The organism is Ralstonia flaminis (assembly GCF_958415495.1).
Taxonomy (GTDB): Bacteria; Pseudomonadota; Gammaproteobacteria; order Burkholderiales; family Burkholderiaceae; genus Ralstonia; species Ralstonia flaminis.
Genome location: NZ_CATZLL010000001.1, coordinates 39,931 through 66,463, shown reverse-complemented (window position 1 = coordinate 66,463; position 26,533 = coordinate 39,931). Strand labels below are relative to the sequence as shown.

Genomic DNA, 26,533 nt, shown 5'->3' with positions numbered 1-26,533 from the left:
AAGGAGTGAACGGTACAACCGTGCAGCAGGTCAGGCGCCGCGTGTGATTGGCATGTCGACCACGTCTTTCAGGTGCAGGTGCTTGGCCAACTCCAGCTTGGCGATGGCGGCGCGGTGCACTTCGTCCGGGCCGTCTGCCAGGCGCAGCGTGCGCTGGTGCGCGTAGGCCGAAGCCAGCGGGAAGTCGCCCGACACGCCGCCGCCGCCATGTGCCTGGATCGCCCAGTCGACGATCTGGCAGGCGATGTTCGGGGCCACGACCTTGATCATCGCAATCTCGGCCTTGGCGACCTTGTTGCCGACGGTGTCCATCATGTACGCGGCCTTGAGCGTGAGCAGGCGGGCCTGTTCAATCATGCAGCGCGCTTCGGCAATGCGTTCGTGCCACACGCTGTGCTGGGCGATGGCCTTGCCGAACGCCACGCGCGACGACAGGCGCTTGCACATCAACTCGAGCGCGCGTTCAGCCACGCCAATGCTGCGCATGCAGTGGTGGATACGGCCCGGGCCGAGGCGGCCCTGCGCGATCTCAAAGCCGCGGCCTTCGCCCAGCAGGATGTTACCCACCGGCACGCGCACGTTCTTGAGGTCGACTTCCATGTGGCCGTGCGGGGCGTCGTCGTAACCGAACACCGTCAGCGGGCGCATGACGGTGATGCCCGGCGCATCGGCCGGCACGACGATCATTGATTGCTGCTCGTGGCGGCCAGCGTCCGGGTTGGTCTTGCCCATGACGATGTACACGGCGCAGCGCGGGTCGCCGGCGCCCGACGACCACCACTTGCGGCCGTTGATGACGTACTCATCGCCCTGGCGCTCGATGCGGCATTCGATGTTGGTGGCGTCCGACGAAGCCACGGCCGGTTCGGTCATCAGGAAGGCGGAGCGGATCTCGCCGCGCAGCAGCGGTTCCAGCCAGCGGTCCTTCAATGCTTCCGATGCGTAGCGCTCCAGCGTTTCCATGTTGCCGGTGTCCGGCGCGGAGCAGTTGAACACTTCCGGCGCCCAGGGCACCCGGCCCATGATCTCGCACAGCGGCGCGTATTCCAGGTTCGACAGACCTTCCGGTGCGCGCGGCGAGCGCGGCAGGAACAGGTTCCACAGCCCGGCCTTGCGCGCCAGCGGCTTGAGTTCTTCGATGACCTTGGTCGGAATCCACGCGTTACCGGCACGGCGGTTCGCTTCGATTTCTTCGTGGAAACGATGCTCGTTCGGGTAGATGTGCTGGTCGAAGAAGGCGAGCAGGCGTTCCTGCATCTCCTTGACCTTGGGCGTGTAATCGAAATTCATGGTGTCTCCTCAGATACGTCGAACAAGCGTCTCGAACAGGCAATCAGCTACTGGACCGGCACGTTGATTCGCCCGCCCAGCACCGCAAACACGGCACTGGCGCGCGCGACGAGCCGGTCGCCGCGATGGAACAGGGCCTGCGCAAACGCCAGCTTGCTGCCGGTGCGCAAACCTTCTGGAGTGATTTCGATCCAGTCGCCTTCACCAGCGGAAGCGATGAAGTCGACCGTCAGGCTGGCGGTGGACATGGCAAGCACGCCTGCCTTGTCGTCACCGCTGGCGGGGTCGGCCAGGCAGTATCCGAGCGCCGCATCGGCCAGCGATGCGACCACGCCGCCGTGCAGGATGCCGCGCCGGTTCAGGTGGTGGTGACCCACGTGAAAGCCCATCACCATCGACGGCCCCATGCCACGGGCGTATACCGGCCCCAGCATCGTCAGGAAGGGGCTCGGCTTGTTCAGCAGGTCGAAGCCCGTAGGCACAGTCGGCACGGTCAGGTCGGTGGCTGTGGTCATGGCACATGGCCTCACTCACATCAATGCCCGCAGCTTAAGCCTTCGCCTACAATAAGAGAAATGAATTTCGTAGATTGCCATTCATCAAAGCCATGCATATCTCGCGGGTCGATCTCAACCTGTTCGTCGTCTTCGATGCCATCTACACGGAAGGCGGGATCACGGCTGCGGCGCGCACGCTCAACCTGACGCAACCGGCGGTCAGCCACGCGCTCGGGCGGCTGCGCGAGCTGTTTGACGACCCGCTGTTCGAGCGTCGCGGGCAGGGCATGCTGCCGACGCCCTTGGCGCGCACGCTCATTGCCGAGGTGCGGACGTCGCTGCGGGGGTTCGAGCGCACCCTGCGCGAAGGCACGCGCTTTGATCCCGCCACGAGTGAACGCCGTTTCACAATATCGATGCGCGATGCATTGGAGGCGACACTGCTGCCGCCCTTGATGGCCGCAATTGCCAAGGAAGCGCCGCGTATCGACGTGACCACGGTGCGGGGCGACCGCCGCCAGCTCGAAGCCGAACTGCTGGCCGGCACGATTGATGCCGTGGCGGACATCCTGCTGCCGGCATCCCCCGCCATTCGCCACGCACCGATCCTGGCAGACCCGATGGTGGTGCTGGCGCGCCCCGGCCACCCCATCGCGCACGAGCCGCTGACGCTGGAGCGCTACCTGGCATGCGAGCACGTGCATGTGTCGTCACGCCGCCGCGGGGCGGGGCTGGAGGATGTGGAATTGCGCCGGCTCGGGCACGAGCGCCGCGTGCGGCTGCGCTGCCAGCACTATCCGGCAGCCTGCCGTGTGGTGAGCTGCACGGATTTGCTCGCCACGCTGCCGATACGCTACGCGCGCATCGCCAACGAGCCGTACGGCAACGTCATGCTCACGCTGCCGTTCAACGTGCCGGCGCTGGAGTTGTACCTGTACTGGCACGCCAACAGCGACCAGGATGCCGCCGGCCGCTGGCTGCGCGATCACATCTTCGCGGCGATGGCCGAGGTGGCGCTGGACGATGCCGTTGCTGCCTTTGCCGATGGACGTTGACGAACCGGAAGCCGGACGCAATCATCGTGGCTGCACAAAACGGGCGCGCCATGCCAGTGCATGGCGACCGCCCCAGACGCCGCAATCGTGCGCATGACAGGTTGATGTCATGCCTGTGTCGAGCACGCGCATCAGAGTCTCCAGCCAAACCGTCTTCCATCCTCGTGTATGACTGCGACAGCGTCCGCGATCAGTTTCCAATCCGACAACACCGGTCTTATCTGCGGTTTTCGCTTCGAGCCAGGCCGGCCCGGTGTCGCTCTTGATTCTTCGCAGATCGGCGACGCGCTGGAGCATGCAGGCAACGATAGTGCCGACGATGCGTTCATCTGGCTGCATTTCAACCTGTCGCGTGCGGGGTGCATGCGGTGGCTGCAAAACCATCTCGACTTGCCGGCGCCGTTTATCGAGATGCTGGGCGAGGAGGTGCACTCCACGCGCATCGAGCAGCAGGACGGGGCGCTGGTTGCCGTCTTCAACGACGTGATCTTCGATTTCGAACGCGCGCCCACGCAGGTTGCGACGCAGTGGGTGTACGCGCATCGGCGCCTGCTGGTGACGTTGCGCCGCAAGCCGTTGCATTCGGTCGACAGGCTGCGTGAATGCGTGCGCAACGGCGAGGCGTTTCGCTCGCCGGCCGACCTGCTGGGCCACCTGATGTGCGATCAGGCTGAGCTGATGACGCAGATCGTGCGCACCACCGGTATCGATATCGACCGCATCGAAGACCGTTTTCTGGCATCGAAAATCACGTCAGGGCGGCAGGAGCTTGCCGGCACTCGCCGTGTGCTGGTGCGCCTGCAGCGCATGCTGGCGCCCGAGCCGGGTTCGGTCTTCCGGCTGCTGGCCCGTCCGCCGGCGTGGCTCCATCCGGAAGATGTGCAGCAGTTGCGTGAATCGACCGAGGAGTTCTCTGTCGTGCTGCGCGATATGAGCGGGTTGATCGAGCGCATCAAGCTGCTGCAGGAGGAGGTGATCGCGCGCCTGGACGAGCAGAACAACCGCACGCTGTTCACGCTCACGCTCGTCACCGTGCTTGCGCTGCCGATCAACATTGTGGCGGGGCTGTTCGGCATGAACGTGGGCGGCGTGCCTCTGGCCGACAACCACCACGGTTTCTGGATGATGGTAGGGCTGGTTGCCGGATTTACCGCGCTGATTGCATGGTGGGTGGTTCGTCGCCGCAATAGTCAATAACGCGCAGGCCGGCAGGTCACCGTGTTGTGGCGATGGCCTTGGATGAGGCCGCCGCGGCTTTGACCGATGGGAACGGATAACGCGCGCTGAACTCTGCAAAGCGCGCGGCGAGGAACTCCGCACAGGCCGTCAGCCGCGCCGGGCGATGACGGCGTGCGAGGCTCACGAGCTGCAGCGGCGTGGGCGCGTGGCTCCATGCAGGCAGTGCGACTTCCAGCCGCCCGGCGTACACGTCCTGCGCTACATCCAGCCATGACTTGAATGCCAGCCCGCGCCCGGCGACGGCCCAGTCGCGCACGACCGCGCCGTCATCGCATTGGAAATCACCACGAACGTCGATCGGGGCGGGGCCGCTGGCATGGGTGAGTTGCCAGCGCGTAACGGGCTCGCCGTTGCGCAGCAGGATCAGGCAGCGGTGGTCGGCCAGATCGCTCGGGTGTGCAGGGCGGCCGTGCTGCTTGAAGTACGACGGCGCCCCCACGATCACGCGCGGATGCGATGCCAGCGGCCGACGGACCAGTGCCGAATCCTGCAGATGCCCGTAGCGCAGCGCGAAGTCGAGGTCTTCACGCATCAGGTCGGCCAGCCGGTCGCCCAGCACCAGTGTGACGCGCACACCGGGGTGCGCATCGCAGAAGTCATCCAGCCACGGCCGCAGGATGTGCCGCCCCAGGTCTGATGTGGCGGCAATGCGGATGGCGCCTGTCAGCTCTGTGCGATCCTGGCCAAGGCTTTCCGCGCCTTCATCCAGCGCTTCCAGCGCCTGCCTTGCATACCCTAGATAACGCTGGCCGGCTTCAGTGGGCCGCATGCTGCGCGTGGTGCGCTCGAACAGGCGGGCGCCCAGTTCGGTTTCCACGCGCTTGAGTGCCGCGCTGGCGGTGGCGGGCAGCCAGCCGAGCTGCCGGGCAGCGGCGGAGAGGTTGCCGGCATCAGCAATGCGCACCAGTAGGCGGAGGTCGTCAAGGGCGATCATTATCAAAGCCTGTTTGGAGAAACATCAAAGCATAGACGGATTATCTTGTTTTTGTTTGATGGAAGAATCGCCGCCATCGATTGACGGTTTTTCTTTCTTCTCAAAGGAGCATTGGCATGACTTCGAAGACCTTGCAGGACCAAGCGGTGGTGGTGTTAGGCGGTACGGCGGGCATTGGGCAGGCGGTGGCCAGTGCCGCGGCGGCCGCTGGTGCCCGCGTGACGGTGCTGGGCCGCTCGGCCAAGGACGATGGCGGCATCCATGGGATTGCTGTCGACGCGAATGACACGGCTTCGCTTGGCAGTGCGTTGGCGCAGGCTGCCCAGATGTCACCGCGTGGCAAGATCGATCACCTTGTCATCACCATCGGCTCGCGCACGAGCCCGCCGCCGTTTGCCTCATTGCAACGATCCGACTTGGAGCAGGGCTTCGGCACCAAGCTGTTTGCTGCGCTGATGGCCGTGCAGGCTGCGCTGCCGCATCTGGCCGAGCGGGCGTCGATCACGCTCACATCGGGCCTGCTCTCACGCAAGGCCACGACGACAGGGTTGCTGCGCGCGTCCATCAACGCAGCGGTGGAGGCTGCGGCCAAGAACCTTGCGAAGGAGCTGGCACCGCGCCGCGTCAACGTGGTCAGCCCAGGTGTGGTGGATACGGAAGTGTGGGGCGCGCCGGCGGATCGCGAGGCCATGCTTGCGCGCATCGGCGGCGGGTTGCCGGTTGGCCGCGTGGGCACGCCCGACGATCTCGCCCAGGGCTATCTGCTGGCCATGACCAACGGTTTCATGACCGGCGCCATCATCGACATTGACGGAGGCGGTTTGCTATGACACCCGACAGCGACTGGACATTCGACCATGTGAACTTTCACGTGTCGGGCGATGCGCCCATCCTCAAGTTTTTCGCTGACGTGCTCGGCTGGAAACCAGGGCTGCGCCCGGCGTTTCCGTTTCCCGGCACATGGCTGTACCAGAACGGCGATGCGCTGGTGCATCTGGTGGACAAGGAGGGCGATGCTCCGGAGCTGGTGTTTTCGCACGTCGCCTTTCGCACGAAGAAGGATGCGGCCGATGTGCTGGCCGCCGTGCGCGAGAGCGGGATGCCGCATCAGGCGCGCAAGCACCCCGATCGGCCGGCAGCGCAGATCTTTGTGCAGCTGCCCGGGGTGGTGCTGGAGCTGGAAGCGCCGCTGTCCGGTCCGTTGGAAGCGGCGCGTGAGTACAAGTAGGTTGTTGGATCAGGCGCCCGCCTGCTTGGCGTATTTCCAGCCCAGCTCGGCCATCGGGCGGGCACGCTTGCCAGCTTCCAGCGCTTGCGCAGAAGACGCCGTGCCGTCCACTACGCGCTTCATGATTCCTTGCAGGATGCCGGCGATGCGGAACATGTTGTAGGCGAGGTAGAAGTTCCAGTCGCCCGTGATGCGGCGGCCGGTGCGTTCTTCGTATTGGCGGATGTACTCGGCTTCCGATGGAATGCCCAGCGCTGCAAAGTCCAACCCGGCCACGCCGCGGAACTGCCCCGGCTCGATGTGCCAGCTCATGCAGTGGTAGCTGAAGTCGGCCAGTGGATGGCCCAGCGTCGACAGCTCCCAATCGAGGATGGCCAGCACGCGCGGCTCGGTCGGGTGGAAGATCAGGTTGTCGAGGCGGTAATCGCCGTGGACGATGCTGGTGATCTCCTCGGCCTCCTGCGGCACGTGCTTGGGCAACCATTCGATCAGGTTGTCCATGGCCGGGATCGACTCGGTTTCCGACAGCTTGTACTGCTTGCTCCAGCGCTCGATCTGGCGCGCGAAGTAGTTTCCGGGCTTGCCATAGTCGGCCAAGCCGATGGCGGCGTAGTCCACCGTGTGCAGCGCGGAGATGACGCGGTTCATCTCGTTGTAGATAGCGGTGCGCTCAGCAGGCGCCATGCCGGGCAGTGCCTGGTCCCACAGCACGCGGCCCTGCACGAACTCCATGATGTAGAAGGCGCGGCCGATCACGGCTTCGTCTTCGCACAGCGCAAACATCTTCGGAGCCGGCACGTCAGTGTTGGCCAGCGCATCCATCACGCGGTATTCGCGTTCGATGGCGTGTGCGGACGGCAGCAGTTTCGCTTTCGGGCCCGGCTTGGCGCGCATCACGTACGTGCGCGACGGCGTGATCAGCTTGAAGGTCGGGTTCGACTGGCCGCCCTTGAACTGCTCCACCGTGAGCGGGCCGGCAAAGCCCGCCACGTGTTCGCGCATCCACGCCTCCAGGGCGCCGATGTCGAACTTCTGCTGGTCTGCCACCGGCCGTGTGCCTTCGAAGGCCGAGAAATCCTGCTGCTCCGTTTGTGCCATTGGGGGTGTCTCCGAATCGTGTTCTGTGATGGGTTCAGGCGGGATTGCGGTAGCGAAGGTATTGCTGCAGCAAGACCTCCATCGTCGTCAGCCGCGAGCCAAAGTGCACAGGTGAGGGCGGCGAGAAGTTGCTCATGCGCAGCACCCAATCGCTCGGCTCGTCACCTACATCGAGTGCATTGATGCAGCCGGCCGTCTGCGCGAGGTTGCCAAAGAACACGCGCTCACCACCGGTGATGGCGTGCGAGAGGATCGCGCGGTTGGTGCCGCCGTGCAGCACCAGCAGCACGGTGTCCCAGTCGGGCAGGTCGCGCAGGCGCGCGAGGGCTGGGATCACGCGGTCGAGAAATTCGCCGATGCTCTCGCCGTGCAGGAAGCGGCGTTCCTCCGGCACGGTGCCTTCGAATACGCCGATGAACGCTTGCGCAAGCTCATGCTCGGGAATCTCTCCCAGCTTGCCGCCGCGAATTTCCTGCAGCTCGGGCCATTGCTCAAGCGCTACGCCACGCGCCTGCATCGCGGGCATTTCCGCCAGCACGCGCTGTGCGGTTTCCACCGTGCGCGGCAAGCCGCTGACGATCACGCGATCGAACATGATGTTCTCTGCCGCAAAGGTCCGCCCGGCGGCCGTCGCTTGTTTGCGGCCTTCTTCGTTGAGCGGCACGGTGTCGGGCTCGATCGGGCGGCCGGTCTCGTCAAAGTACGTGACGGCGCCATGGCGCATCAGGTAGACGCGCCGGCGGTTGGGTGTCGGGAACGGAATCATGCTCAACGGTATTGGGGTTTGCGCTTTTGCAGAAAGGCAGAAATGCCTTCGTGGCCATCGGCATGGTGCAGCGCTTCGACAAAGCTGTGCTGTTCGGCTTTCAGGTGATCGTGCAGCGAGGCGTCTTCTGCGTTGGCGATCAAGCCCTTGATGCGGCCCACCGCATGCGGCGATTGCGCAGCCAGCTTTTCGGCCAGTGCCAGTGCGTGCTCCAGTGCTTCACCGGGTTTGACCACTTCATTGATGAGGCCGAAGTGCGCCAGCCGTTCCGCACCGACAGGTTTGCCGAGCATGATGATCTCGCTCGCCAGCGGGCGCGGAAGGAAGCGCGCGATGTGCCACGAGCCGCCGCCGTCCGGCGTGAGTGCGACGTTCACGTACGCCATCACGAACTTCGCGTCCGATGCCGCGATCGCAAAGTCGCAGGCCAGCACCAGCGAGAAACCTGCCCCCGCCGCAGGGCCTTCCACCGCGGCAATCACCGGCTTGGGGAAGGTGCGGATCGTCTCGATCCAATGGTTGAGCGCATCGATACCGTCTTCCTGCACGCTCTTGGGTTTGCTGCGGTTTTCCAGCAGGCGGTTCAGGTTGCCGCCCGCGCAGAATGCGTTGCCAGCGCCGGTGAAGATGATGGCGCGGATCTCGTTGTCGTTGGCAGCGCGGTCCATCGCTTCCATTGACGCGGCGTACATCACCGGGTCCAGCGCGTTGCGCGCATCGGGGTTGGACAGCGTGAGCACCAGCGTCGAGCCGATGCGTTGGGAGAGCAGTTGCGCGGTCATGGCAATGGCCTATATGAGGGGAACGGCAATCAGGCGTCCAGCGTCAACAGCGACATGCCCAGACGGGCACGGCGCAGCAGCCACGGGCTCGGGCGATAACGCGGGTCGCCATAGAGCACGTACAGGTTCTGCAGCACTTCAAGGATGGCGCTCGTGCCCAGCGTGTCGCCCAACGCCAGCGGCCCTTGCGGATAGCCCAGGCCCAGCGTGACGGCGAGGTCGATGTCGGTTGGCGTGGCGATGCGCTGCTGGGCAATATCGCACGCGATGTTGACGATGCACGCGACGATGCGCTGCGCGACAAAGCCACCCGAATCGCGGATCACCGTAACGGGCACGCCGTCGGACGCGAGCAGGCCGTGTGCGGCGCCGCGGTAGGCGGGGTCGGTGGCGGGCGTGGTCATCAGCGTGCGGCGCTTGGTTGCGGCAAACGGATAGAGCGTGTCGAGCGCCACGGTACGGCGCGCATCGAGCCCTTCTGCGGCCACACATGCGGTGGCATCCAGCCCGCGCGGCGTGACGATGATGAGCGCATCGGCAGACGGCTTGGAGCCGGCCTCAGGCGTGATACCCAGATCGAGCATCAGGCGCTGTGCAGCGGCATGGCCCGCCTCATGTGCTCGGCTGATCCATACGGACGTCGGGCGCGCGGTTGGCACAGGTGCTTCTGCCGGCACCTGCTTCTGTCCTTCCGGGTAGCGATAGAACCCTTCGCCTGTCTTGCGACCCAGGATACCGCCGGCAAAGCGCACGGCCGTGATCTGCGAGGGGCGGTAGCGTGGCTCGTCGTAGAACTGGCGATAGACCGATTCCATGACCGGGTGCGAGACGTCCAGCCCCGTCAGGTCCATCAGCTCGAACGGACCCATGCGGAAGCCCGCCTGCTCGCGCATGATGGCATCGATGTCGGCATAGGCGGCCACGCTTTCCTGCGCCACGCGCAGGCCTTCGGTGTTCATGCCGCGCCCGGCGTGGTTGACGATGAAGCCGGGCATGTCGATGCAGCGCACCGCCGTGTGGCCCATGCGCTTGGCGAGCGTGGCCAAGGCGTCACCAGTGGCTGGCGCGCTGCGCAGGCCGTCGATCACCTCGACCACCTTCATCAGCGGCACAGGGTTGAAGAAGTGGAAGCCGGCAACGCGCTCCGGGTGCTTGCAGGCTGTGGCAATGGCCGTGATCGACAGCGACGACGTGTTCGACGCCAGGATCGCGTCGGCGCGGACGATGTCTTCAAGCTGGCGGAAGAGGTCGCGCTTGACCTCCAGTTTCTCGACGATGGCCTCGACCACGAGATCGCAGTCCGCCAAGTCGGCGAGGGTGTCTGCGGGAATCAACCGCGCGATTGTGGCGTCAGCTTCATCCGCTGTGAGCTTGCCCTTGGCTGCGAGCTTGGCCAACGTGTCGGCCAGTGCTGTGCGCGCCGCGTCCACGGCGGGCGGGTTGGCGTCGAACAGCTTGACGCGCAGGCCGGCCTGGGCCGCGATCTGCGCAATGCCACGCCCCATGGCGCCGGTCCCTACAATCCCGATAGTCTGCATATGAAATCCGCTTCGATCGAAAGAAGTCTGGCTAAAATAGCACGAGCGTGCGATTTTAGGCATCCGCGCCGACCATAATGCGCGCTTCCATCACACAGCGCCACCCAAGGAGAGAGCTTCATGCTGACGCTATACGGTTTTGCCGCGAGCAACTACTACAACAAGGTCAAGCTCGCGCTGATGGAGAAGGGGATTCCGTTCGAAGAAGCGCTGCGCTGGCCCGATCAGACCGACGGCGAGATCTCGCCGCTGCACAAGGTGCCGTACTTGGTGGGTGAGGACGGTGGGTTGTGTGAATCGCAGGTCATCCTGGATTACCTGGAAGCGCGCTACCCGCAGCATCCGCTGGTTCCGGCCGATCTGTTCAAGGCGGCCAAGGTGCGTGAGGTCGTGACCTTCCTGGAACTGCATCTGGAGCTGGTGGCGCGTCAGCTGTTTCCCGAGGCGTTCTTTGGCGGCAAGGTGAGCGACAACCTGAAGGTGAAAACCCGTGAGCAGTTGCAGAAGAACATTCCGGCGGCGGCCAAGCTGTTCAAGTTTGCACCGTACGTGGCGGGCGATACGTTCACCATTGCGGACTGTGCGGCCATCGTGCACTTCCCGCTTGTGAGTTCGGCCACCAAGATCATCTACGGCGAAGACTTGCTGGCGCCCATCGAGGGCGTCAAGCCGTACCTTGCCAAGATGGCCGAGAACCCCAACGTGCAGAAGATGCGGGCAGACAGCAAGGCCAACCTGGAGGCGATGCTGGCGCACTACGCCAGCAAGCGCTGATCGGCCGCCTCGGTCTTACACCTTCGACAAACGCTCCAGCGCAAGTTGGAGCGTTTCGTCTTTCTTGGCGAAGCAGAAGCGCACCACGCCCGACTCGTGCGGCTGCGAGTAGAACGCCGACACGGGGATCGCCGCCACGCCAATCTCGCTCGTCAGCCACTTGGCAAACTCGGCCTCAGGCAGATCGGAGATGGCGCTGTAGTCCACGCACTGGAAGTATGTGCCCTGGCAGGGCAGCAGCTTGAAGCGTGTCTTCTCCAGCCCCGCGCGGAACAGATCGCGCTTGTGCTGGTAGAACGCCGACAGATCCAGATACGGGCGCGGATCGACCATGTAGTTTGCCAACCCATGCTGCACGGGCGTGTTGACCGTGAACACGTTGAACTGGTGCACCTTGCGGAATTCTGCCGATAGCGCTGCGGGCGCGGCCACGTAGCCGACCTTCCAGCCCGTCACGTGATACGTCTTGCCAAAGCTCGACACCACGAAGGCCCGCCGCGCCAGCTCCGGAATGCGCGCGACCGATGCATGCGGCACGCCGTCGTACACCATGTGCTCGTACACCTCGTCGGAGAGCAGCAGCACGTTGGTGGGCGCCAGGATCTCGGCCAGCTTCTGCATGTCGTCCGCATGCCAGACCGTGCCAGTCGGGTTGTGCGGCGTGTTGAGCATGATGAGGCGTGTGCGCGGCGTGATGGCTGCCGCCAGCGTGTCGAATGGGATGCGGAAATCCGGTGCATTCAGTGTGATCGGCACGACCTTGCCGCCGGCCAGCTCAATCGACGGGATATAGCTGTCGTACGTCGGCTCGAAGACGATGACTTCGTCGCCCGGATGCACGCAGCACAGCACGGTGGTCAGCAGTGCCTGCGTGGCGCCCGCGGTGATGGTGATTTCGCGGTCGGCATCGTAGGTATGGCCGTATAGCGTGGCGACCTTCGCGGCGATGGCCTGGCGCAGGGCGGGCACGCCGGTCATTGGCGGGTATTGATTCAGGCCGGCGCGCATGGCGTCGGATACCGCATCAACGATGCGCGGGTCGCAGTCGAAATCCGGAAAGCCCTGGCCCAGGTTGACGGCCTGCTTTTCCGCTGCCAGTGCAGACATCACGGTGAAGATGGTGGTGCCCACGTTCGGCAGCCGCGAGGGCAAGGGGGGGATGGAAGCGATGGGCGCGAGCGATGCAGCGGACACGGCGATGGCGGTGGTCATGGCAATACGGGATCAGGCTTGGGCGAGGAGAGCGGTTTCCAACTGGACTTGCGCGACAAACTGCTTGGGCGGGAGCACCGCCACATCGCAGTACTTAGCCATGCGGCGCTTGAGCTTGAGCACAGCCTTGTCCTTGGAGACGAGATAGGTGGCGTTGGCGGCATCGGCCAGCACCAGGAATTTCTGGTCGTCGCGATCCTTGCAGCGTGGGACGAACGTTTCGCCGTGCGCGCGCGCCGCATCTTCCGGATCGGCCACCGAGCGGGTCACGCGATCGACCCAGGCGAGGGCGATAGCAGCGTCGACGGCATAGTGCGCGAACTGCGGATAGTCCAGCACGCGGCGCAGTTCTTCGCGGCATGCGGGGCTGATGATGGCGTCCAGCCGGCCGGCTTCCAGCGCGGCACGGATGGGGCGAGCAACGGCGTCGTCGAAGATGAGAATGTCGACCCAGATGTTGGAGTCCAGCACAACACGTGGACGCTGCGGCGTGCACAGGGTTGGGGTCGGGGCGGCAGCGTCTGCCATTCGATACAATTCCAGACTTGTGAACCGCGATTCTGACATGATCATCGTCCTCTCGCCGGCCAAGTCGCTCGACTACGACACGCCGCCGCGCACCAAGACCCATACGCTGCCCGATTTCATCGGGCGCTCCGCAGAACTGATTGATGTGCTTCGCAAGCTGTCGCCGGCCCAGATCGGTACGCTGATGAAGATCTCCGACCCGCTGGCAGTGCTCAATGCCACCCGTTATGGGGATTGGTCCACCGACTTCACCGCCGACAACAGCAAGCAGGCCGTGCTGGCCTTCGATGGCGACGTCTATGGTGGGCTCGATGCGAATTCGCTGTCGGCCGATGATCTGCAGTTTGCGCAGAAGCATCTGCGGATTCTGTCGGGTCTGTACGGCGTGCTGCGCCCGCTCGACTGGATGCAGCCGTACCGCCTGGAAATGGGCACGCGCCTGGCCAACCCGCACGGCAAGGATCTCTACGCCTTCTGGGGCGACGATGTGACGCTCGCGCTCAACAAGCTCTTCAAGCAGGACGACGACCCCGTGCTCGTCAATCTTGCGTCGGAGGAGTATTTCAAGGTGGTGCGGGCCAAGGTGCTCAAGGCGCGCATCGTCACGCCCGTCTTTGAAGACTGGAAGAACGGCCAGTACAAGATCATCTCGTTCTATGCCAAGCGTGCGCGTGGGCTGATGGCGCGCTATGCGATCGAACACCGCATCACCGATCCGCGCAAACTCAAGGCGTTCGACGTGGACGGCTACGCGTTTGATGCCACAGACTCCGACGACGAGCGCTGGGTTTTCCGCCGCAAGCTCGCCTGAACTGAATTCGCTGTCTTAATGTAACGATAGGCACTGACAGGACTCGATATGACATCCACCCAACCGTACATCTCCAGTTCGTTCGACAGCGGCGCCATCGAGATTGTCGATGCCGCGCGCGCGGATGCCATCCGCCTGCGCATTCGCCGCGATTCGCACGCCGACTTCACGCAGTGGTTCCACTTCCGCCTGCAGGGCGTGCAGGGCCAGGCGTGCAAGCTCGCGCTGGAAAACGCCGGGGAATGCACGTACGCCGCCGGCTGGAAGGACTACCAGGCCGTCGCCTCGTACGACCGCGAGCACTGGTTCCGTGTGCCGACGCGCTATGACGGCAAGACGATGACCATCGAAGTGACGCCCGAGCACGACAGCATCTGGTTTGCCTACTTCGAGCCGTACTCGGACGAGCGCCACCTGTCGCTGGTGGCCGCCGCGCAGACCCGGCCCGGTGTGCGTACCCAACGTCTTGGCAGCACGGTACAGGGTCGCGACATGACGAGCATCACCGTCGGAGAACCTGGCCCAGGCAAGAAGAACGTGTGGATCATTGCCCGCCAGCATCCAGGCGAAACGATGGCCGAGTGGTTCGTTGAGGGCTTGCTCGCGCGCCTGACGCGTCAAGGTGTCTGGAGCGGTGATCCGATTGGCCGCGTGCTCGCCGAACGTGCTGTCTTCCACATCGTGCCGAACATGAACCCGGATGGCGCCTCGCTCGGCAACCTGCGCACCAACGCCGCCGGCGCCAACCTGAACCGCGAGTGGATGGAACCCGACGCCGAGCGCAGCCCCGAAGTGCTGTGCGTGCGTCAGGCCATCGAGCAGACGGGCGTTGACCTGTTCTTCGACATTCACGGTGATGAAGCATTGCCCTACGTATTCGTGGCGGGCAGCGAGATGCTGCCGGGCTTTACCGATGCGCAGCGTGCCGACCAGGACCGCTTTGTTGCGGCCTTTTTGCGTGCATCACCGGACTTCCAGACGCAATACGGCTACGAGGCCAGCAAGTACAACGAAGACGCGCTCAAGCTCGCCTCGAAGTACATCGGCCACACATATGGTTGCCTGTCGCTGACGCTGGAAATGCCGTTCAAGGACAACGCCGATTTGCCTGACGCACGGGTAGGCTGGGACGGTGCCCGCAGCGCTGCACTGGGCGCGGCAATGCTGCAGGCGATTCTGGAATATCTGGACTGAACGATCCTGAGGGATCGCGCCGAGGTCACCAATGCAAAACGCGCCGCCAGGGTTCTGGCGGCGCGTTTGTCTTTATTGGCCGGAGGTCGATCTTTTCGTCGTCTTCTTGGCCGTCGACTTGGCGGTGGATTTGCCAGTCGATGTCGACTTGGTCTTGGCCGTGCCATTGCTCTTCGCAGACTTGGCCGTGGATTTCGTCGAGGCCTTGCCCTTGGCGGTGCTCTTGCCATGCACAGCCGAGGTCGTGCAGCGATGGCCGCGGCGGCAGTGCGTACGTGCCGTCGACGATGATGGTGCGGCGGCCGGGGCCGCAAACGGCTGACCGTTGGCGTCGAGCAGTTCGTACGCCAGCATCATCCCTTCGTCATAGCCGCAGCGTACGCGCACCGACTCCCACTGGTCATTGCCTGTGCCGCGCTTGTGCACAGCGGCATTGAAGCTGACGACGCTCGAAACCTTGACCGCGCCTTGCTTGCTGGACGAGAAACGCGAGTCCCACGGCTCGACCTTGGCCTGCTCGTTGGACAGCGCGCCTGTCGGCAGGCGGAACTGATCGAAGTTGGTTGAGCGAGGGATGATCCAGCTCGCGTGCGCGGCGCAGTCGGCCACGTCGGGGCGGGCACCTTCGGATTGGATCAGGCGATCACGGGTTTGGGCGCGGTACTCGGACAGGCTCATCTTGTCCTTGGCCGGCAGGTTGACCGTGGTGGTCCCGCTGGCATCGGTCGAGCCGAAGACGATCGGCGGCGTGGTCGGTACTGGCTGGACGGCCGGCTTGGCTTGCGCGGCCGGGGGGCTCGACGTGGCGTTGGTGGCCAGGGCCGACGTATCAGTCGGTTCGGTCTGCAAGTTGGAGCAGGCGGCCAGCAAAGCGACGACGCCGAGACAGAGTAGTTTGGGTCGCAACATCACGAGTGTTACAGGGTGTCGGCGTGGAAATCGCCATGATAGAGGAAAGCTCGCGCTGAAAGTTCCTGCGGCTTTCCCCAATGCGGCGCATCAAGCGATTTTGCTGTAACAGCGCGTTACGGCATGGCGTCGGTTACGAAGTGATCATCATTGCTTGGTGAACAACCACGCCAGCGACCATTCGTCGGTGCGCGCCTCGTAGCGAATGCCCTTGCGCATTGCCCATGTGGCGAGCTGGTGGTGCGATGGAATGATCGCGTAGTCGGTCTGCGCAAAGCGTGCGGCGGTCTTGGCGGCCTGCTCGTGGGCTTGTTCGCTCGATACTGTCGAGAGCGATGTCTGCACCAGCTTGTCCAGTTCCGGATTGCTGTAACGGCCCCAGTTCCAGGTGCCATAGCCGGTTTGTGGGTTGGGTGTGCCGAGGATGCTGCGCAGTGCCACGTCTGCTGCCACCGAGCCCCAGCCCAGCATCATGAACGAGAACTCACCCTGGCGCGCACGCGTAAAGTAGGCCGCCACTGGCAGCGTTTCCACCTTGGTCTGAATGCCAATGCGCGTGAGCAGTTGCGCGGTGGTTTGCGCAACCTGCGCGTCGTTCAGGTAGCGGTTATTGGTGGCGTGCAGCGTGAGCCCGAAACCATTCGGATAGCCTGCCTCGGCCAGCAGTTTCTTCGCGCGCTCCGCGTCATACGGAATCGGTTTGCCGCCCGGGTGCCCGAAGATCTGCGGTGACACGATGCTCGACGCCGCGACGCCCTGGCCCTCCAGCACGCGCGAGACGATTGCGTCGCGATTGATGGCGAGTGCCACGGCCTCACGCACGCGGCGGTCCTTGAACGGGTTCTTGGCAAGCGGCTTGCCGGCCTTGTCTGTGATGAATGGCGACACGTCGCGGCTCTGGTCCATCTGCCAGAAGATCGTGCGCCACGAAACCTGCTGCTCCAGGTGGAACTTCGGGCTCTGCTTGATGCGCGGCACATCCGCGGCGGGCACGGCTTCCACGACGTCCACATCGCCAGAGAGCAGGGCAGCCGTACGTGCGGCGTTGTCGGTGATGATCTTGAAGGTCACCTTGTCCCACTGTGGCACACGGCCCCAGTAGTTCGGGTTTTTCTTCAGCACGATTTCCTGCCCGCGCGTGAAGTGGTCGAACAGGAACGGGCCCGTGCCGATCATGGCGCGGCCGGCATCGAAATCTGCCTGTGAAGCCTCTGCGACCTTCTTGGGGATGATCGGCAAGCTGTTCAGGTCGTTCGGGATGCTGGCGTAGTTCGGAATCGACACCTTCAGCCGCACGGTGAGCGGATCGACAACCTGCACCTCAGTGATCGACTTGGTGTAGCTCGTGAACGGGCCCGGGCTGTTGGTCAGGCGTGCCGGGCGCTCGATGGAGGCTTTGACGTCTTCACCGGTGAAGGGCGTGCCGTCGCTCCATTTCACGTTCGGGCGCAGCTTGATCTCCCACGTGTTGGCGTCGATGGCCTTCCACGAAGTGGCGAGGCCCGGCGTGTAGCGGCCATTCTTGTCCAGGAAGACCAACGATTCGAAGACGTGCAGCGCCATGGCGTTGTTGGGGCCGGCGTTGTTCCATTGCGGGTCCATCGACGTGACGTCGGCAGACAGGCCGATGCGCAGGTCGTCAGCTTGCGCGGCCAACGGTGCTGCGGCAGTGGCAGCCAGTGCGCATGCGGCAAGATTGCGGATCAGGGCGCGAAGGAAGGGGCGATAGGCCATCGGGGGAGCTCCTTGGTTTCGAGCGGTGATGCCAAGTGGCGATAGGCCGTCATTGTGCCGCAGGCTGCCAAACCGCGTGCGACGCAAACTGACAATCAATATGACCGATGGCGCAGCAATAAAAAAGCCACCCGAAGGTGGCCTTGGCGATCTGTGCGATCGGTCAGTGCGTCAATGGAAGAGCGGTTGCTGCGTCGGTGCGTCTTCGGGCATCTCGGCGTGGACGATTTCCGCAGCGCGGTCCGCGTATAGCGGGGCGCCGCAGTCTTCGCAATATTCCGGTTCGAAGAGCTGGCCGTGGCGGAAGATGTCTTCGATGCCGCACGCGCGCAACTCATCGCAGATCTGCTCCAGCGGGCTGCCGGGCTCGCCTTCAGCGGCGACATCCGTGGCACCGCCGTCGCGGCCGTAGACGGGCCAGACGATGCCGTAGATCAATTCTTTTTCGCCGCGCACGGTAAAGGCCACGCGGTACTCCTCGATTTGCTCTTCCCCGAACGCGCCAATGATGGCCCCGAAGCGGTTGGCCGGCATGTCGAGCGCACCCTGCAGGTAGTTGACGGCAGCGCGCACGGTGAGCGGGCGGATCTGCTTGTCGGATTCGCGGCAGGACAGGAAGAAGGCATCCGGCAGCAGCAGTTCGAACTCGCAGCCAGGCATCAGCGTGGAGATGGTCGGCGTGACCTGCTCACGCCATTGCTCCAGGCAGGTGGAGCGCTCGGCGTGATGCTCCTTGGCATCTTCCTGCCAGCGGAACAGCGGTTGGCCATGCTGGGCGACGACGATGGCGACCAGGTAGCGCGGATCGGCCAGGATGGGCGCCGTTTCGGGCATGTCGCGCAGGTCTACCTTGGGCGGCTGGCCCGATAGCGCATACGCCGCCAGTTTGTGCGTGAGCGCAAAGGTGTCGGAGTGCGTGCGCGGGAGCTGGTCGATGCTGTACAGGTATGGAGCGAGCGCCACGCGCGCGCTGGACGCCATGACGTGCGCCTGCAGGTGCACCTGCAGCGTCTGCGCCAGTTCGGGCTTGATGGTGCCCGAAGGAATCATGTAGCGCGTGTGGGCCAGGATGGGCGCCGCAATCAGCAGCGCATCGTATTCAATGCCACCCGAAGTGAGCACCGCCGACTCGGCCAACGTCTCGGCCTGTTCGGCCAGCACGTCGGAGGCTTCCTCGTTGTGCTTGAAGAGGTGGTCGAGTGCCGCGTCGAGTGCGGTCTGGCTGCCGTTCTTGAGCAGCCGGGAAAGACGTTCGGACAGCCGTTGTTCCCAGTAGACGTCTTCGATGCGACTGCCTGACGCATCGAGCGCCAGCGCATCGGCGACGAGCCGTTCTGCATCGGGGGAAAGACGTTGGGGGGCCTTGGAGCGGAATCCTGCCATGCTGTGCCGTACCGGTCGATTGGAAAGAAGGGGCGTTATTTTACCCTTGGTCGCTGCCGCGTGATGCTTTGTCAGCGAAACCCCTAAGGCTTGACGGCGGGCGCCGACGCTTCAGTCGCCACGTCATGGGTCGCAGCCGGGGCGGATGCCGCAGCGGGTTCTGATGCCACCGGCATGCTCGCGGAGGCCGTTGGTGCGACGGCGGAAGCGGGCGCCTCCATGGGTGGAGGCGGCGGCACGGGCGCAGCCGTTACGGCGGGTGGGGTTGTCGCGGCGGCAGTCGGTGCCTGGGCATCGGTCTGTGGCGCCTTGAACAGAATGTAAAACACGGCGGCCGCCACGACGAGTAGAGCGAGGACCACTTTGGCCATGGGTGTGAAGCTCCTGCGTATGAAACGATCGGGCGATGGCCGGACATGGGACGCCACGCGGCCTATTCGGCACACTCTACCAAAGCACGCCCACTCGTTGGAACATCGTCACCTTGTTTGATTTGGCTGGCAATAAAAAAGCCGGCTCCAAAGAGCCGGCTTCCGATCTGCTACAGCGCAGCGGGTTGGCTTAAGCGGCCAGCAGCTGACGCAGCACGAACGGCAGGATCCCGCCGTGCTTGTAGTAGTCGACTTCGATCGGCGTGTCGATGCGCAGCAGCACTTGTGCACGCGTGGTCTCGCCGTTGGCGCGCTTGATCACCAGGGTGACGTCCTGTTGCGGCTTGATCTCGCCGTCCAGGCCTTCGATGTCGAAGGTTTCGTCGCCGACGATGCCCAGCGATTGCACCGAGTCATTGCCCTTGAACTGCAGCGGCAACACACCCATGCCGACCAGGTTCGAGCGGTGGATACGCTCGAAGCTGCGTGCAATCACAGCCTTCACGCCTAGCAGTTGCGTGCCCTTGGCAGCCCAATCACGCGAGCTGCCCGTGCCGTACTCTTCGCCACCGAACACGACCGTCGGCGTGCCTTCGGCGATGTACTTCATGGCCGCATCGTAAATCGACATTTGCTCGCCGCTCGGCTGGAACAGCGTCTCGCCGCCTTCCACGCGCGAACCGTCGGCCTTGGCCGGGATCATCAGGTTCTTGATGCGCACGTTGGCGAACGTACCGCGCATCATCACCTCATGGTTGCCGCGGCGCGAGCCGTAGCTGTTGAAGTCGGCCTTGAGCACGCCGTTGGCCAGCAGATACTTGCCGGCGGGCGACGTTTCCTTGATCGAGCCGGCCGGGGAGATGTGATCGGTCGTCACGGAATCCCCAAACACGCCCAGTGCACGGGCGCCCGAAACCGATGCCGAAGCTACGGCCGGCGTCATGCCAAAGCCTTCGAAGAACGGCGGCTCGGCAATATAAGTCGACTTCGGCCAATCGTAGACTTGGCCCTTCGTGCCCTTGACGTTGGCCCACAGCTTGGACGGCTTCTTGACCTGCTCGTAGTTCGTGCGGAACGTGTCGGCGTTCATGGCGAACTTCATCAACTTGGCGATCTCGTCCGAGGTCGGCCAGATGTCGCCCAGGTAAATGTCGCGGCCGTCGTTGCCCTGGCCAACGGGCTGGGTCATCAGGTCGCGCGTCACGTTGCCGGCAATCGCATAAGCAACGACCAGCGGCGGCGATGCCAGGAAGTTGGCGCGGATGTTCGGGTGGATGCGCGCTTCAAAGTTGCGGTTGCCCGACAGCACGGCAGCGGCCACGATGTCGTTCTTGACGATGGTTTCGTTCAGCTCCGGCGTCAGGTCGCCAGCGTTGCCGATACAGGTCGTGCAGCCGTAAGCCGTCACGCCAAAGCCCAGCTTTTCCAGGTAAGGCAGCAGGCCGGCAGCTTCCAGGTACTTCGTCACCACGCGGCTTCCCGGGGCGAGCGAGGTCTTGATGTGCGGTGCCACCTGCAGACCGGCTTCCACTGCCTTCTTGGCCAGCAGGCCAGCAGCCAGCAGCACGCTCGGGTTCGAGGTGTTCGTGCACGAAGTGATGGCAGCGATCAGCACGTCACCGCTCTTCACGTCCACGCCGTTGCTGGTCGTGAAGGTCTTGTCGAGGTCTTCCGACTTCTTGTTGAAGCCGTTTTCGGCCACGGGCTTTGCGAACAACGACGAGAAGGTCGACTTCACGTTGCCGATCTCGATACGGTCTTGCGGGCGCTTCGGGCCGGCCAGCGACGGGGCGACGGTGCCCAGGTCCAGCGTGAGCGTCTTGGTGTAGTCGATCTCGCCGGCCTTCGGGATGCCGAACAGTTTCTGTGCCTTGAAGTAGCTTTCGAACGCGTTGATTTCTTCTTTGGTGCGGCCCGTGCCCTTGAAGTAGTCGACGGTCTTTTCGTCCACCGGGAAGAAGCCCATCGTGGCGCCGTATTCCGGTGCCATGTTGCCGATGGTGGCGCGGTCCGGCAGCGACAGGCTGGCCGTGCCTTCACCAAAGAACTCGACGAACTTGCCGACGACCTTTTCCTTGCGCAGCATTTCGGTGATGGTGAGCACCAGGTCGGTGGCGGTCACGCCCTCACGCAGGCGGCCCTTCAGTTCCACGCCTACCACGTCCGGCGTCAGGAAATACACCGGCTGACCGAGCATGCCGGCTTCGGCTTCAATGCCGCCCACGCCCCAGCCCACCACGCCAATACCGTTGATCATGGTGGTGTGGCTGTCCGTGCCGACCAGCGTATCCGGGTAGTACACGCCGCCCTTCTTATGGACGCCGCGGGCCAGGTATTCCAGGTTGACCTGGTGGACGATGCCGAAGCCCGGCTGCACCACGCCAAACGTGTCGAATGCCTGCATGCCCCACTTCATGAACTGGTAGCGCTCGTTGTTGCGCGAGAATTCCAGCTTCATGTTCAGGTCCAGCGCCTTCTTCTCGCGGAAGTGGTCGATCTGCACCGAGTGGTCCACCACCAGGTCGACCGGCACCAGCGGCTCGATCTTCTTGGGGTTCTTGCCCATGCGCTCGGCCACGTTGCGCATGGCGGCCAGGTCGGCCAACAGTGGCACGCCGGTAAAGTCTTGCAGCACCACGCGGGCGACCAAGAACGGGATTTCGTCAACGCGCTCGGCGTTGGGCTTCCAGTTGGCCAGTTGCGCAACGTGCTCTTCGGTCACTTTCTTGCCGTCGCAGTTGCGCAGCACCGATTCCAGCACAATACGGATCGATACCGGCAGGCGCTCGATCGCCACGCCCAGCTCCTTGCCCAGCTGCGGCAGGGAATGGAACTTGCCGGTCTGACCGCCGTTGATCTTGAATTCCTTGAGTGTTTTTTTCAGGTTGTGGGGCATGGCATGACTCCAGGCTTAAGGATGCGCGGGGCACCAGAGTGTCCCTTGCGGATACATCAAGTCAATCAAATCCAATTCAAATCACGTACAAATCGACATACGCATTGACCGGCATCGCTTCCAGCGTCTGCTGGTTCAGCGATACCGCCAGGATCGCGTCCTGCTGCCTGGCCGGAAAACGGCGGGCCAGGTTGGTCCTGAACTTCTCGACCAATAGTGGCATGCTTTCCTTGCGCCGCCGCTTATGGCCAATCGGGTACTCCACCACAACTTCCTTGAGCGTCTTGCCGTCCTTGAACTGAACGGTGATCGCATTGGCGATCGAACGCTTCTCGGGATCGTGGTAATCCTGGGTGAACCGCTTGTCTTCCACGCACGCAATCTTCTTGCGCAACGCGTCAATGCGCGGGTCGCGGGCGACATTGTCTTCGTAGTCTTCCGCCGTCAGCCGGCCGAAGATGATGGGCACGGCGACCATGTACTGGATGCAATGGTCGCGATCCGCCGGGTTATTCAGAGGGCCTTGCTTGTCGATGATACGCAGCGCCGCTTCGTGCGTGCGAATCGTGATCCTATCGATGTCGTCGATGGTCTTGCCGGCCTTCGCAAGTGCCTTGTGCAGCGTGATGGCCGCTTCGGCAGCAGTCTGTGCATGGAATTCGGCCGGAAAGCTGATCTTGAACAGCACGTTTTCCATCACGTACGTGCCGTACTTGCGCTGGAACTTGAACGGCTGTCCCTTGAAGGACACATCGTAGAAGCCCCATTCCTTGGCGGTGAGGGCAGAGGGGTAGCCCATCTCACCCGTTTTGGCCATCAGCGCCAGGCGCACGCCGCGGCTGGTCGCATCACCCGCTGCCCACGATTTACGGCTGCCCGTATTGGGCGCGTGGCGGTAGGTGCGCAGCGATTGGCCATCAACCCACGCCAGCGACACGGCATTGATGATCTCGTCGCGCGATAGCCCGAGCAACTGCCCGACCACCGCGGTGGTGGCGACCTTGACCAGCACAACGTGGTCAAGCCCCACCTTATTGAATGCATTCTCGAGCGCGATGCAGCCCTGGATCTCATGGGCGCGGATCATCGCGGTCAGCACGTCACGCATCACCAGCGGCTTTTTGCCATTGGCGAGGTTCGTGCGGGACAACCAGTCCGCCACGGCTAGGATGCCGCCGAGGTTGTCCGACGGGTGGCCCCATTCAGCAGCCAGCCAGGTGTCGTTGAAATCCAGCCAGCGGATCATGGCGCCGATGTTGAACGCCGCCTGCACTGGATCGAGCTGGAATTGCGTGCCCGGGACCTTCGCGCCGTTGGGCACGATGGTTCCCGGCACGATGGGCCCCAGGAGCTTGGTACACGCTGGATACGACAGCGCCTCCAGCCCGCAGCCCAAGGTGTCCAGCAGGCAATGACGGGCCGTTTCATAGGCCGTCTTGCTGGTGAGCTTGGACTTGGTCACGTAGTCGACGATGTCGACGATGACCTTGTCAGGTTTCGGGCGAATGTTCGCAACCGGTGCGGACATGGGTGGCTCCTGCGGGCCTCTCGCGTTGACTCGCGTTACTGCTTGGCCGGCTGGGCAACGCCCGGCGCGGGGGCCGGTGCCGGTGCGGCGTTGTCTTGCAGCATCAGCGGCAGGCCGGCTGGAGCGCGCAGGGCGCCAGCTTGCGTCGGTGCCGGTGCGCCAGCGGCCATTTCGGCGGTCTGGCACTCGTCGGCCAAGCGGTGGCCTTCGTTGCGGTCGAACAGCATGGCCTTGGCGGGAATGACCACCAGGTCGAAGCCGGTCTTCTGGTCGAAGTAGCGGTCGGCACCGGTGTGGGTCAGCTGGCGCGGCAGATCGTAGTTCTTGCCCTTCCAGTGCAGCTTGATGATCTGATCGCGCGTCATGTCGCCGGCGATGTAGAACTCGTTGCCGAGTTCGCACTTCCATTGCACGCCATCCGGCTTGACTGCGGCAACAGGGGTTGCCTTCTTGGTGGTCTTCTTCTTGGCCGGTGCCTTCTTGGCTGCCGGCTTGGCGGGCGTGGCGGTCTGGGCGGCTGCGTATTGCGACGCGGCCAGCGAAAGAACGCCGGCGCAGGCGCCCACGATGAACTTGTTCATAGAGTTTCCTTCGGTAAGACGGAGTGGGGAGGCGGTTGCCGTGGCCAGGAATGCCAGGGCTTTGCGCGCACCGGCCGGTATTTTGACCGATTTGGTCGCGGCGCCCAACGTTCTGTTATACGGCAACGCCAGCCTTCGCCCAAACGGGGGGTGTCGGCTTCGTGCCGCCCGGTTTCGTGCAGCTCACCTCTCGCTTCTTCGTCTCGGCCGTTCTCCTTGTCGGTGTGTTGGTGTTGATTGGGTCAGGTTTGCGATCGTCAGCCGCGATTCTGCGCAAACAGCGCGTCCAGCTTGGCTTCGTACTCGTGGTAACCAATGCTGTCGTACAGTTCCATGCGCGTCTGCATCGTGTCGACCACGTTCTTCTGCGTCCCGTCGCGGCGAATTGCTGCGTAGACATGTTCTGCTGCCTTGTTCATCGCACGGAAGGCCGACAGTGGATACAGGATCATCGACACGCCTACCGAGGCCAGCTCGTCGCGCGTGAACAGCGGCGTCTGGCCAAATTCAGTGATGTTCGCGAGCACCGGTACCTTCACAGCGTCAACGAACCTGCGGTACATCGACAGATCGGTCATCGCCTCGGGAAAGATCGCATCCGCGCCCGCTTCTACACAGGCCACGGCGCGTTCGAGCGCCCGGTCAAAACCTTCGACGGCCAGCGCGTCTGTGCGGGCCATGACGACGAAACTGGCATCGGTGCGCGCGTCAACGGCGGCCTTGATGCGGTCGACCATCTCGTCCTGGGAGACGATCTCCTTGTTGGGGCGATGGCCGCAGCGCTTGGCGCCGACCTGGTCTTCGATATGCATGGCCGCGGCGCCAAACTTGATGAGCGACTTGGTCGTGCGCGCCACGTTGAAGGCAGAAGCGCCAAAACCCGTGTCAACGTCCACCAACAGCGGTACGTCGCACACGTCGGTGATACGGCGCACGTCGGTCAGGACGTCATCCAGGCCGGAAATGCCCAGGTCCGGCAGACCTAGCGAGCCGGCTGCCACGCCGCCGCCCGACAGGTAGATCGCGCGATAGCCGGCACGTTTGGCCAGCAGCGCATGGTTGGCATTGATGGCGCCGACGACTTGCAGCGGCGATTCTTCGATCAGGGCCTGGCGGAAGCGGGCGCCTGCGCTGGCTTGGGCGGTGTCGGTCATGGCGAATCTCCTCTTAGCCGAAGAAGCGCGCGGCAGCTTCAGGCGGTATGTCGACGCCGGTCGTGTGCGCACGTTGCAGCACAGTCCACCAGTAGCGGTAGCTTGCGCGGTCATGCAGGCGGCCGTCGTGCTGGATCGGGCCCCATGACGCGTCCTGTGCCGCCGCAAGAATGGCGGCTGCCTGTGTCACTTCTTCGTGCGACGGCCGGAACGCAGAAACGATGGGCCCGATCTGATCCGGATGGATGCTCCACTTGCGCAGATAGCCGAATGCATTGCGGGCATGCGCGGCATCAGCGCCGGCGCGGTCCGGGCGCTTGATGTCTGTGCTGACGTTGTGCGACGGGACTTTGCCGTGGGCATGGCACGCGGCGGAAATATCGGTCAGCGCGCGGCGGATCAGCGGATGTTCGAACTGCTCCGGAGAGCCCATCGCCGCGCCCGGAATTGCACCGTTGTGCGCAGACACGAAATCCATCAGCCCGAAACTCAGGCATTCCACCTGCACCAACGAGGCAATGTCGAACACCTGCGCCAGCGCGCCGTGCGTTTCGATCAGTACGTGGATCGGCAGGTGTCGCGCGATGCCGGCTGCACGCGCGGCCTGATTGACGCGATCGGTCACGCGGGCCACCTCCACCACGTCGCGCACCTTGGGCACGGTCACGTAGGCGAGGCGGCTGCCGGCAAGGCCGACGAGGATGTCGACATCCTGCATCCACGCGTCGTGGCTCGGATCGTGGATGCGGACACCCACGCGGTTGAAGCGGTTGTCGTCGCTGTTGATGAGCGCGGCGGCCAGTTCGGCATGGGCGCGTTCCTGGCCGACTGCGGCGCCATCCTCACAGTCGAACGTGATATCGAAGACAGGGCCAAGGGCTTGTTGCAGAGCAAGCGACTTGCGCATCAGCTTCTCTGCGCCCGCATAGTGGTCGCAAACCGGCAATTGCGCCGGAGCGTCGTCGTCCTGGAACAAAACCTCGGTGGGGTGCACTGCGTGGTACCGGTTTGAGTGGCGCTTACTGCACTGC

At 63.8% G+C, this 26,533-nt stretch carries 26 protein-coding genes; 7 read left to right on the top strand and 19 right to left on the bottom strand.

Going from position 1 to position 26,533, the window contains the following annotated elements:
- Positions 1-30: 30 nt before the first annotated feature.
- Together R2N11_RS00325 and R2N11_RS00320 are read right to left on the bottom strand one after the other, a co-directional pair.
- On the bottom strand, positions 31-1,290 hold the full coding sequence (locus R2N11_RS00325) for an acyl-CoA dehydrogenase family protein (protein WP_199031858.1): 1,260 nt from the start codon (positions 1,288-1,290) through the stop codon (positions 31-33).
- A 47-nt stretch (positions 1,291-1,337) separates the two neighbouring features.
- Positions 1,338-1,805, bottom strand: a complete 468-nt coding sequence (locus tag R2N11_RS00320; protein ID WP_316679745.1) for a PaaI family thioesterase — start codon at positions 1,803-1,805, stop codon at positions 1,338-1,340.
- A gap of 92 nt (positions 1,806-1,897) precedes the next feature.
- Here R2N11_RS00320 and R2N11_RS00315 point away from each other — a divergent pair, with 92 nt between their 5' ends.
- Entirely contained in the window at positions 1,898-2,842 is a 945-nt protein-coding gene (locus tag R2N11_RS00315; protein WP_199031856.1) for a LysR family transcriptional regulator, read from the top strand.
- Positions 2,843-2,863: 21 nt separating this feature from the next.
- Here R2N11_RS00315 and R2N11_RS00310 read toward each other — a convergent pair whose 3' ends face one another.
- Entirely contained in the window at positions 2,864-3,181 is a 318-nt protein-coding gene (locus tag R2N11_RS00310; RefSeq protein ID WP_316680037.1) for a hypothetical protein, read from the bottom strand.
- Between R2N11_RS00310 and R2N11_RS00305 the strand changes: the two genes are divergently transcribed.
- Positions 3,062-4,039: a transporter gene (locus tag R2N11_RS00305; protein WP_316680016.1), complete on the top strand. Its 978-nt coding sequence runs from the start codon at positions 3,062-3,064 to the stop codon at positions 4,037-4,039. The genes R2N11_RS00310 and R2N11_RS00305 overlap by 120 nt on opposite strands.
- A 16-nt stretch (positions 4,040-4,055) precedes the next feature.
- Here the strand turns inward: R2N11_RS00305 and R2N11_RS00300 are convergent, their stop codons facing one another.
- Positions 4,056-5,015 (bottom strand): LysR family transcriptional regulator, encoded by a 960-nt coding sequence (locus R2N11_RS00300; RefSeq protein ID WP_199031854.1) that lies wholly within the window; start codon positions 5,013-5,015, stop codon positions 4,056-4,058.
- A gap of 116 nt (positions 5,016-5,131) precedes the next feature.
- On the opposite strand from R2N11_RS00300, the gene R2N11_RS00295 reads away from it, so the two are divergent.
- Both R2N11_RS00295 and R2N11_RS00290 read left to right on the top strand, forming a co-directional pair.
- On the top strand, positions 5,132-5,845 hold the full coding sequence (locus R2N11_RS00295) for an SDR family oxidoreductase (protein WP_199031853.1): 714 nt from the start codon (positions 5,132-5,134) through the stop codon (positions 5,843-5,845).
- Positions 5,842-6,243 (top strand): VOC family protein, encoded by a 402-nt coding sequence (locus R2N11_RS00290; protein ID WP_199031852.1) that lies wholly within the window; start codon positions 5,842-5,844, stop codon positions 6,241-6,243. The genes R2N11_RS00295 and R2N11_RS00290 overlap by 4 nt, the downstream gene beginning before the upstream one ends.
- Before the next feature lie 9 nt (positions 6,244-6,252).
- Here R2N11_RS00290 and R2N11_RS00285 read toward each other — a convergent pair whose 3' ends face one another.
- From R2N11_RS00285 to R2N11_RS00270, 4 genes are read right to left on the bottom strand one after another with little or no spacing between them, the layout of a single operon-like run.
- Positions 6,253-7,341, bottom strand: a complete 1,089-nt coding sequence (locus R2N11_RS00285) for a phosphotransferase (RefSeq protein WP_199031851.1) — start codon at positions 7,339-7,341, stop codon at positions 6,253-6,255.
- A gap of 34 nt (positions 7,342-7,375) precedes the next feature.
- A complete protein-coding gene (locus R2N11_RS00280; protein WP_316679744.1) occupies positions 7,376-8,107 on the bottom strand; it encodes a histidine phosphatase family protein in 732 nt (243 codons plus the stop codon).
- A 2-nt stretch (positions 8,108-8,109) separates the two neighbouring features.
- Positions 8,110-8,889, bottom strand: coding sequence for an oxepin-CoA hydrolase, alternative type (locus R2N11_RS00275; RefSeq protein ID WP_316679743.1), 780 nt, complete (start codon positions 8,887-8,889; stop codon positions 8,110-8,112).
- A gap of 29 nt (positions 8,890-8,918) precedes the next feature.
- Positions 8,919-10,427 (bottom strand): 3-hydroxyacyl-CoA dehydrogenase, encoded by a 1,509-nt coding sequence (locus R2N11_RS00270; RefSeq protein ID WP_316679742.1) that lies wholly within the window; start codon positions 10,425-10,427, stop codon positions 8,919-8,921.
- A gap of 120 nt (positions 10,428-10,547) precedes the next feature.
- Between R2N11_RS00270 and R2N11_RS00265 the strand changes: the two genes are divergently transcribed.
- A complete protein-coding gene (locus tag R2N11_RS00265) occupies positions 10,548-11,201 on the top strand; it encodes a glutathione S-transferase (RefSeq protein WP_316679741.1) in 654 nt (217 codons plus the stop codon).
- Between the two features lie 15 nt (positions 11,202-11,216).
- On the opposite strand, the gene R2N11_RS00260 is transcribed toward R2N11_RS00265, so the two are convergent.
- Both R2N11_RS00260 and R2N11_RS00255 read right to left on the bottom strand, forming a co-directional pair.
- Positions 11,217-12,413: a pyridoxal phosphate-dependent aminotransferase gene (locus R2N11_RS00260; RefSeq protein WP_316679740.1), complete on the bottom strand. Its 1,197-nt coding sequence runs from the start codon at positions 12,411-12,413 to the stop codon at positions 11,217-11,219.
- A gap of 12 nt (positions 12,414-12,425) precedes the next feature.
- Positions 12,426-12,941 (bottom strand): putative toxin-antitoxin system toxin component, PIN family, encoded by a 516-nt coding sequence (locus R2N11_RS00255; RefSeq protein WP_199033290.1) that lies wholly within the window; start codon positions 12,939-12,941, stop codon positions 12,426-12,428.
- Positions 12,942-12,978: 37 nt separating this feature from the next.
- On the opposite strand from R2N11_RS00255, the gene yaaA reads away from it, so the two are divergent.
- Together yaaA and R2N11_RS00245 are read left to right on the top strand one after the other, a co-directional pair.
- On the top strand, positions 12,979-13,752 hold the full coding sequence (gene yaaA, locus R2N11_RS00250) for a peroxide stress protein YaaA (protein WP_199033289.1): 774 nt from the start codon (positions 12,979-12,981) through the stop codon (positions 13,750-13,752).
- 48 nt (positions 13,753-13,800) lie between these two features.
- Positions 13,801-14,946, top strand: a complete 1,146-nt coding sequence (locus R2N11_RS00245) for a M14 family metallopeptidase (RefSeq protein WP_316679739.1) — start codon at positions 13,801-13,803, stop codon at positions 14,944-14,946.
- Between the two features lie 72 nt (positions 14,947-15,018).
- Here R2N11_RS00245 and R2N11_RS00240 read toward each other — a convergent pair whose 3' ends face one another.
- From R2N11_RS00240 to R2N11_RS00200, 9 genes are all read right to left on the bottom strand, one after another.
- Complete coding sequence (locus tag R2N11_RS00240; protein ID WP_316679738.1) at positions 15,019-15,855, bottom strand: BspC domain-containing protein; 837 nt, start codon at positions 15,853-15,855, stop codon at positions 15,019-15,021.
- A 147-nt stretch (positions 15,856-16,002) separates the two neighbouring features.
- Positions 16,003-17,589, bottom strand: a complete 1,587-nt coding sequence (locus R2N11_RS00235) for an ABC transporter substrate-binding protein (RefSeq protein ID WP_316679737.1) — start codon at positions 17,587-17,589, stop codon at positions 16,003-16,005.
- 171 nt (positions 17,590-17,760) lie between these two features.
- Positions 17,761-18,972 (bottom strand): DUF2863 family protein, encoded by a 1,212-nt coding sequence (locus R2N11_RS00230; protein ID WP_316679736.1) that lies wholly within the window; start codon positions 18,970-18,972, stop codon positions 17,761-17,763.
- An 83-nt stretch (positions 18,973-19,055) separates the two neighbouring features.
- Positions 19,056-19,343, bottom strand: a complete 288-nt coding sequence (locus tag R2N11_RS00225) for a hypothetical protein (RefSeq protein WP_316679735.1) — start codon at positions 19,341-19,343, stop codon at positions 19,056-19,058.
- A 190-nt stretch (positions 19,344-19,533) separates the two neighbouring features.
- Positions 19,534-22,239 carry an aconitate hydratase AcnA gene (gene acnA, locus R2N11_RS00220; protein WP_316679734.1) on the bottom strand — a complete coding sequence of 902 codons (2,706 nt, stop codon included), beginning with the start codon at positions 22,237-22,239 and terminating at the stop codon, positions 19,534-19,536.
- Between the two features lie 76 nt (positions 22,240-22,315).
- Positions 22,316-23,767, bottom strand: a complete 1,452-nt coding sequence (locus tag R2N11_RS00215) for a bifunctional 2-methylcitrate dehydratase/aconitate hydratase (RefSeq protein WP_316679733.1) — start codon at positions 23,765-23,767, stop codon at positions 22,316-22,318.
- 35 nt (positions 23,768-23,802) lie between these two features.
- Positions 23,803-24,348, bottom strand: a complete 546-nt coding sequence (locus tag R2N11_RS00210; protein ID WP_199033056.1) for a hypothetical protein — start codon at positions 24,346-24,348, stop codon at positions 23,803-23,805.
- A 257-nt stretch (positions 24,349-24,605) separates the two neighbouring features.
- Positions 24,606-25,502, bottom strand: coding sequence for a methylisocitrate lyase (prpB, locus tag R2N11_RS00205; RefSeq protein WP_199033055.1), 897 nt, complete (start codon positions 25,500-25,502; stop codon positions 24,606-24,608).
- Positions 25,503-25,515: 13 nt separating this feature from the next.
- Positions 25,516-26,496 carry an HpcH/HpaI aldolase/citrate lyase family protein gene (locus tag R2N11_RS00200; protein WP_199033054.1) on the bottom strand — a complete coding sequence of 327 codons (981 nt, stop codon included), beginning with the start codon at positions 26,494-26,496 and terminating at the stop codon, positions 25,516-25,518.
- Positions 26,497-26,533: the final 37 nt, after the last annotated feature.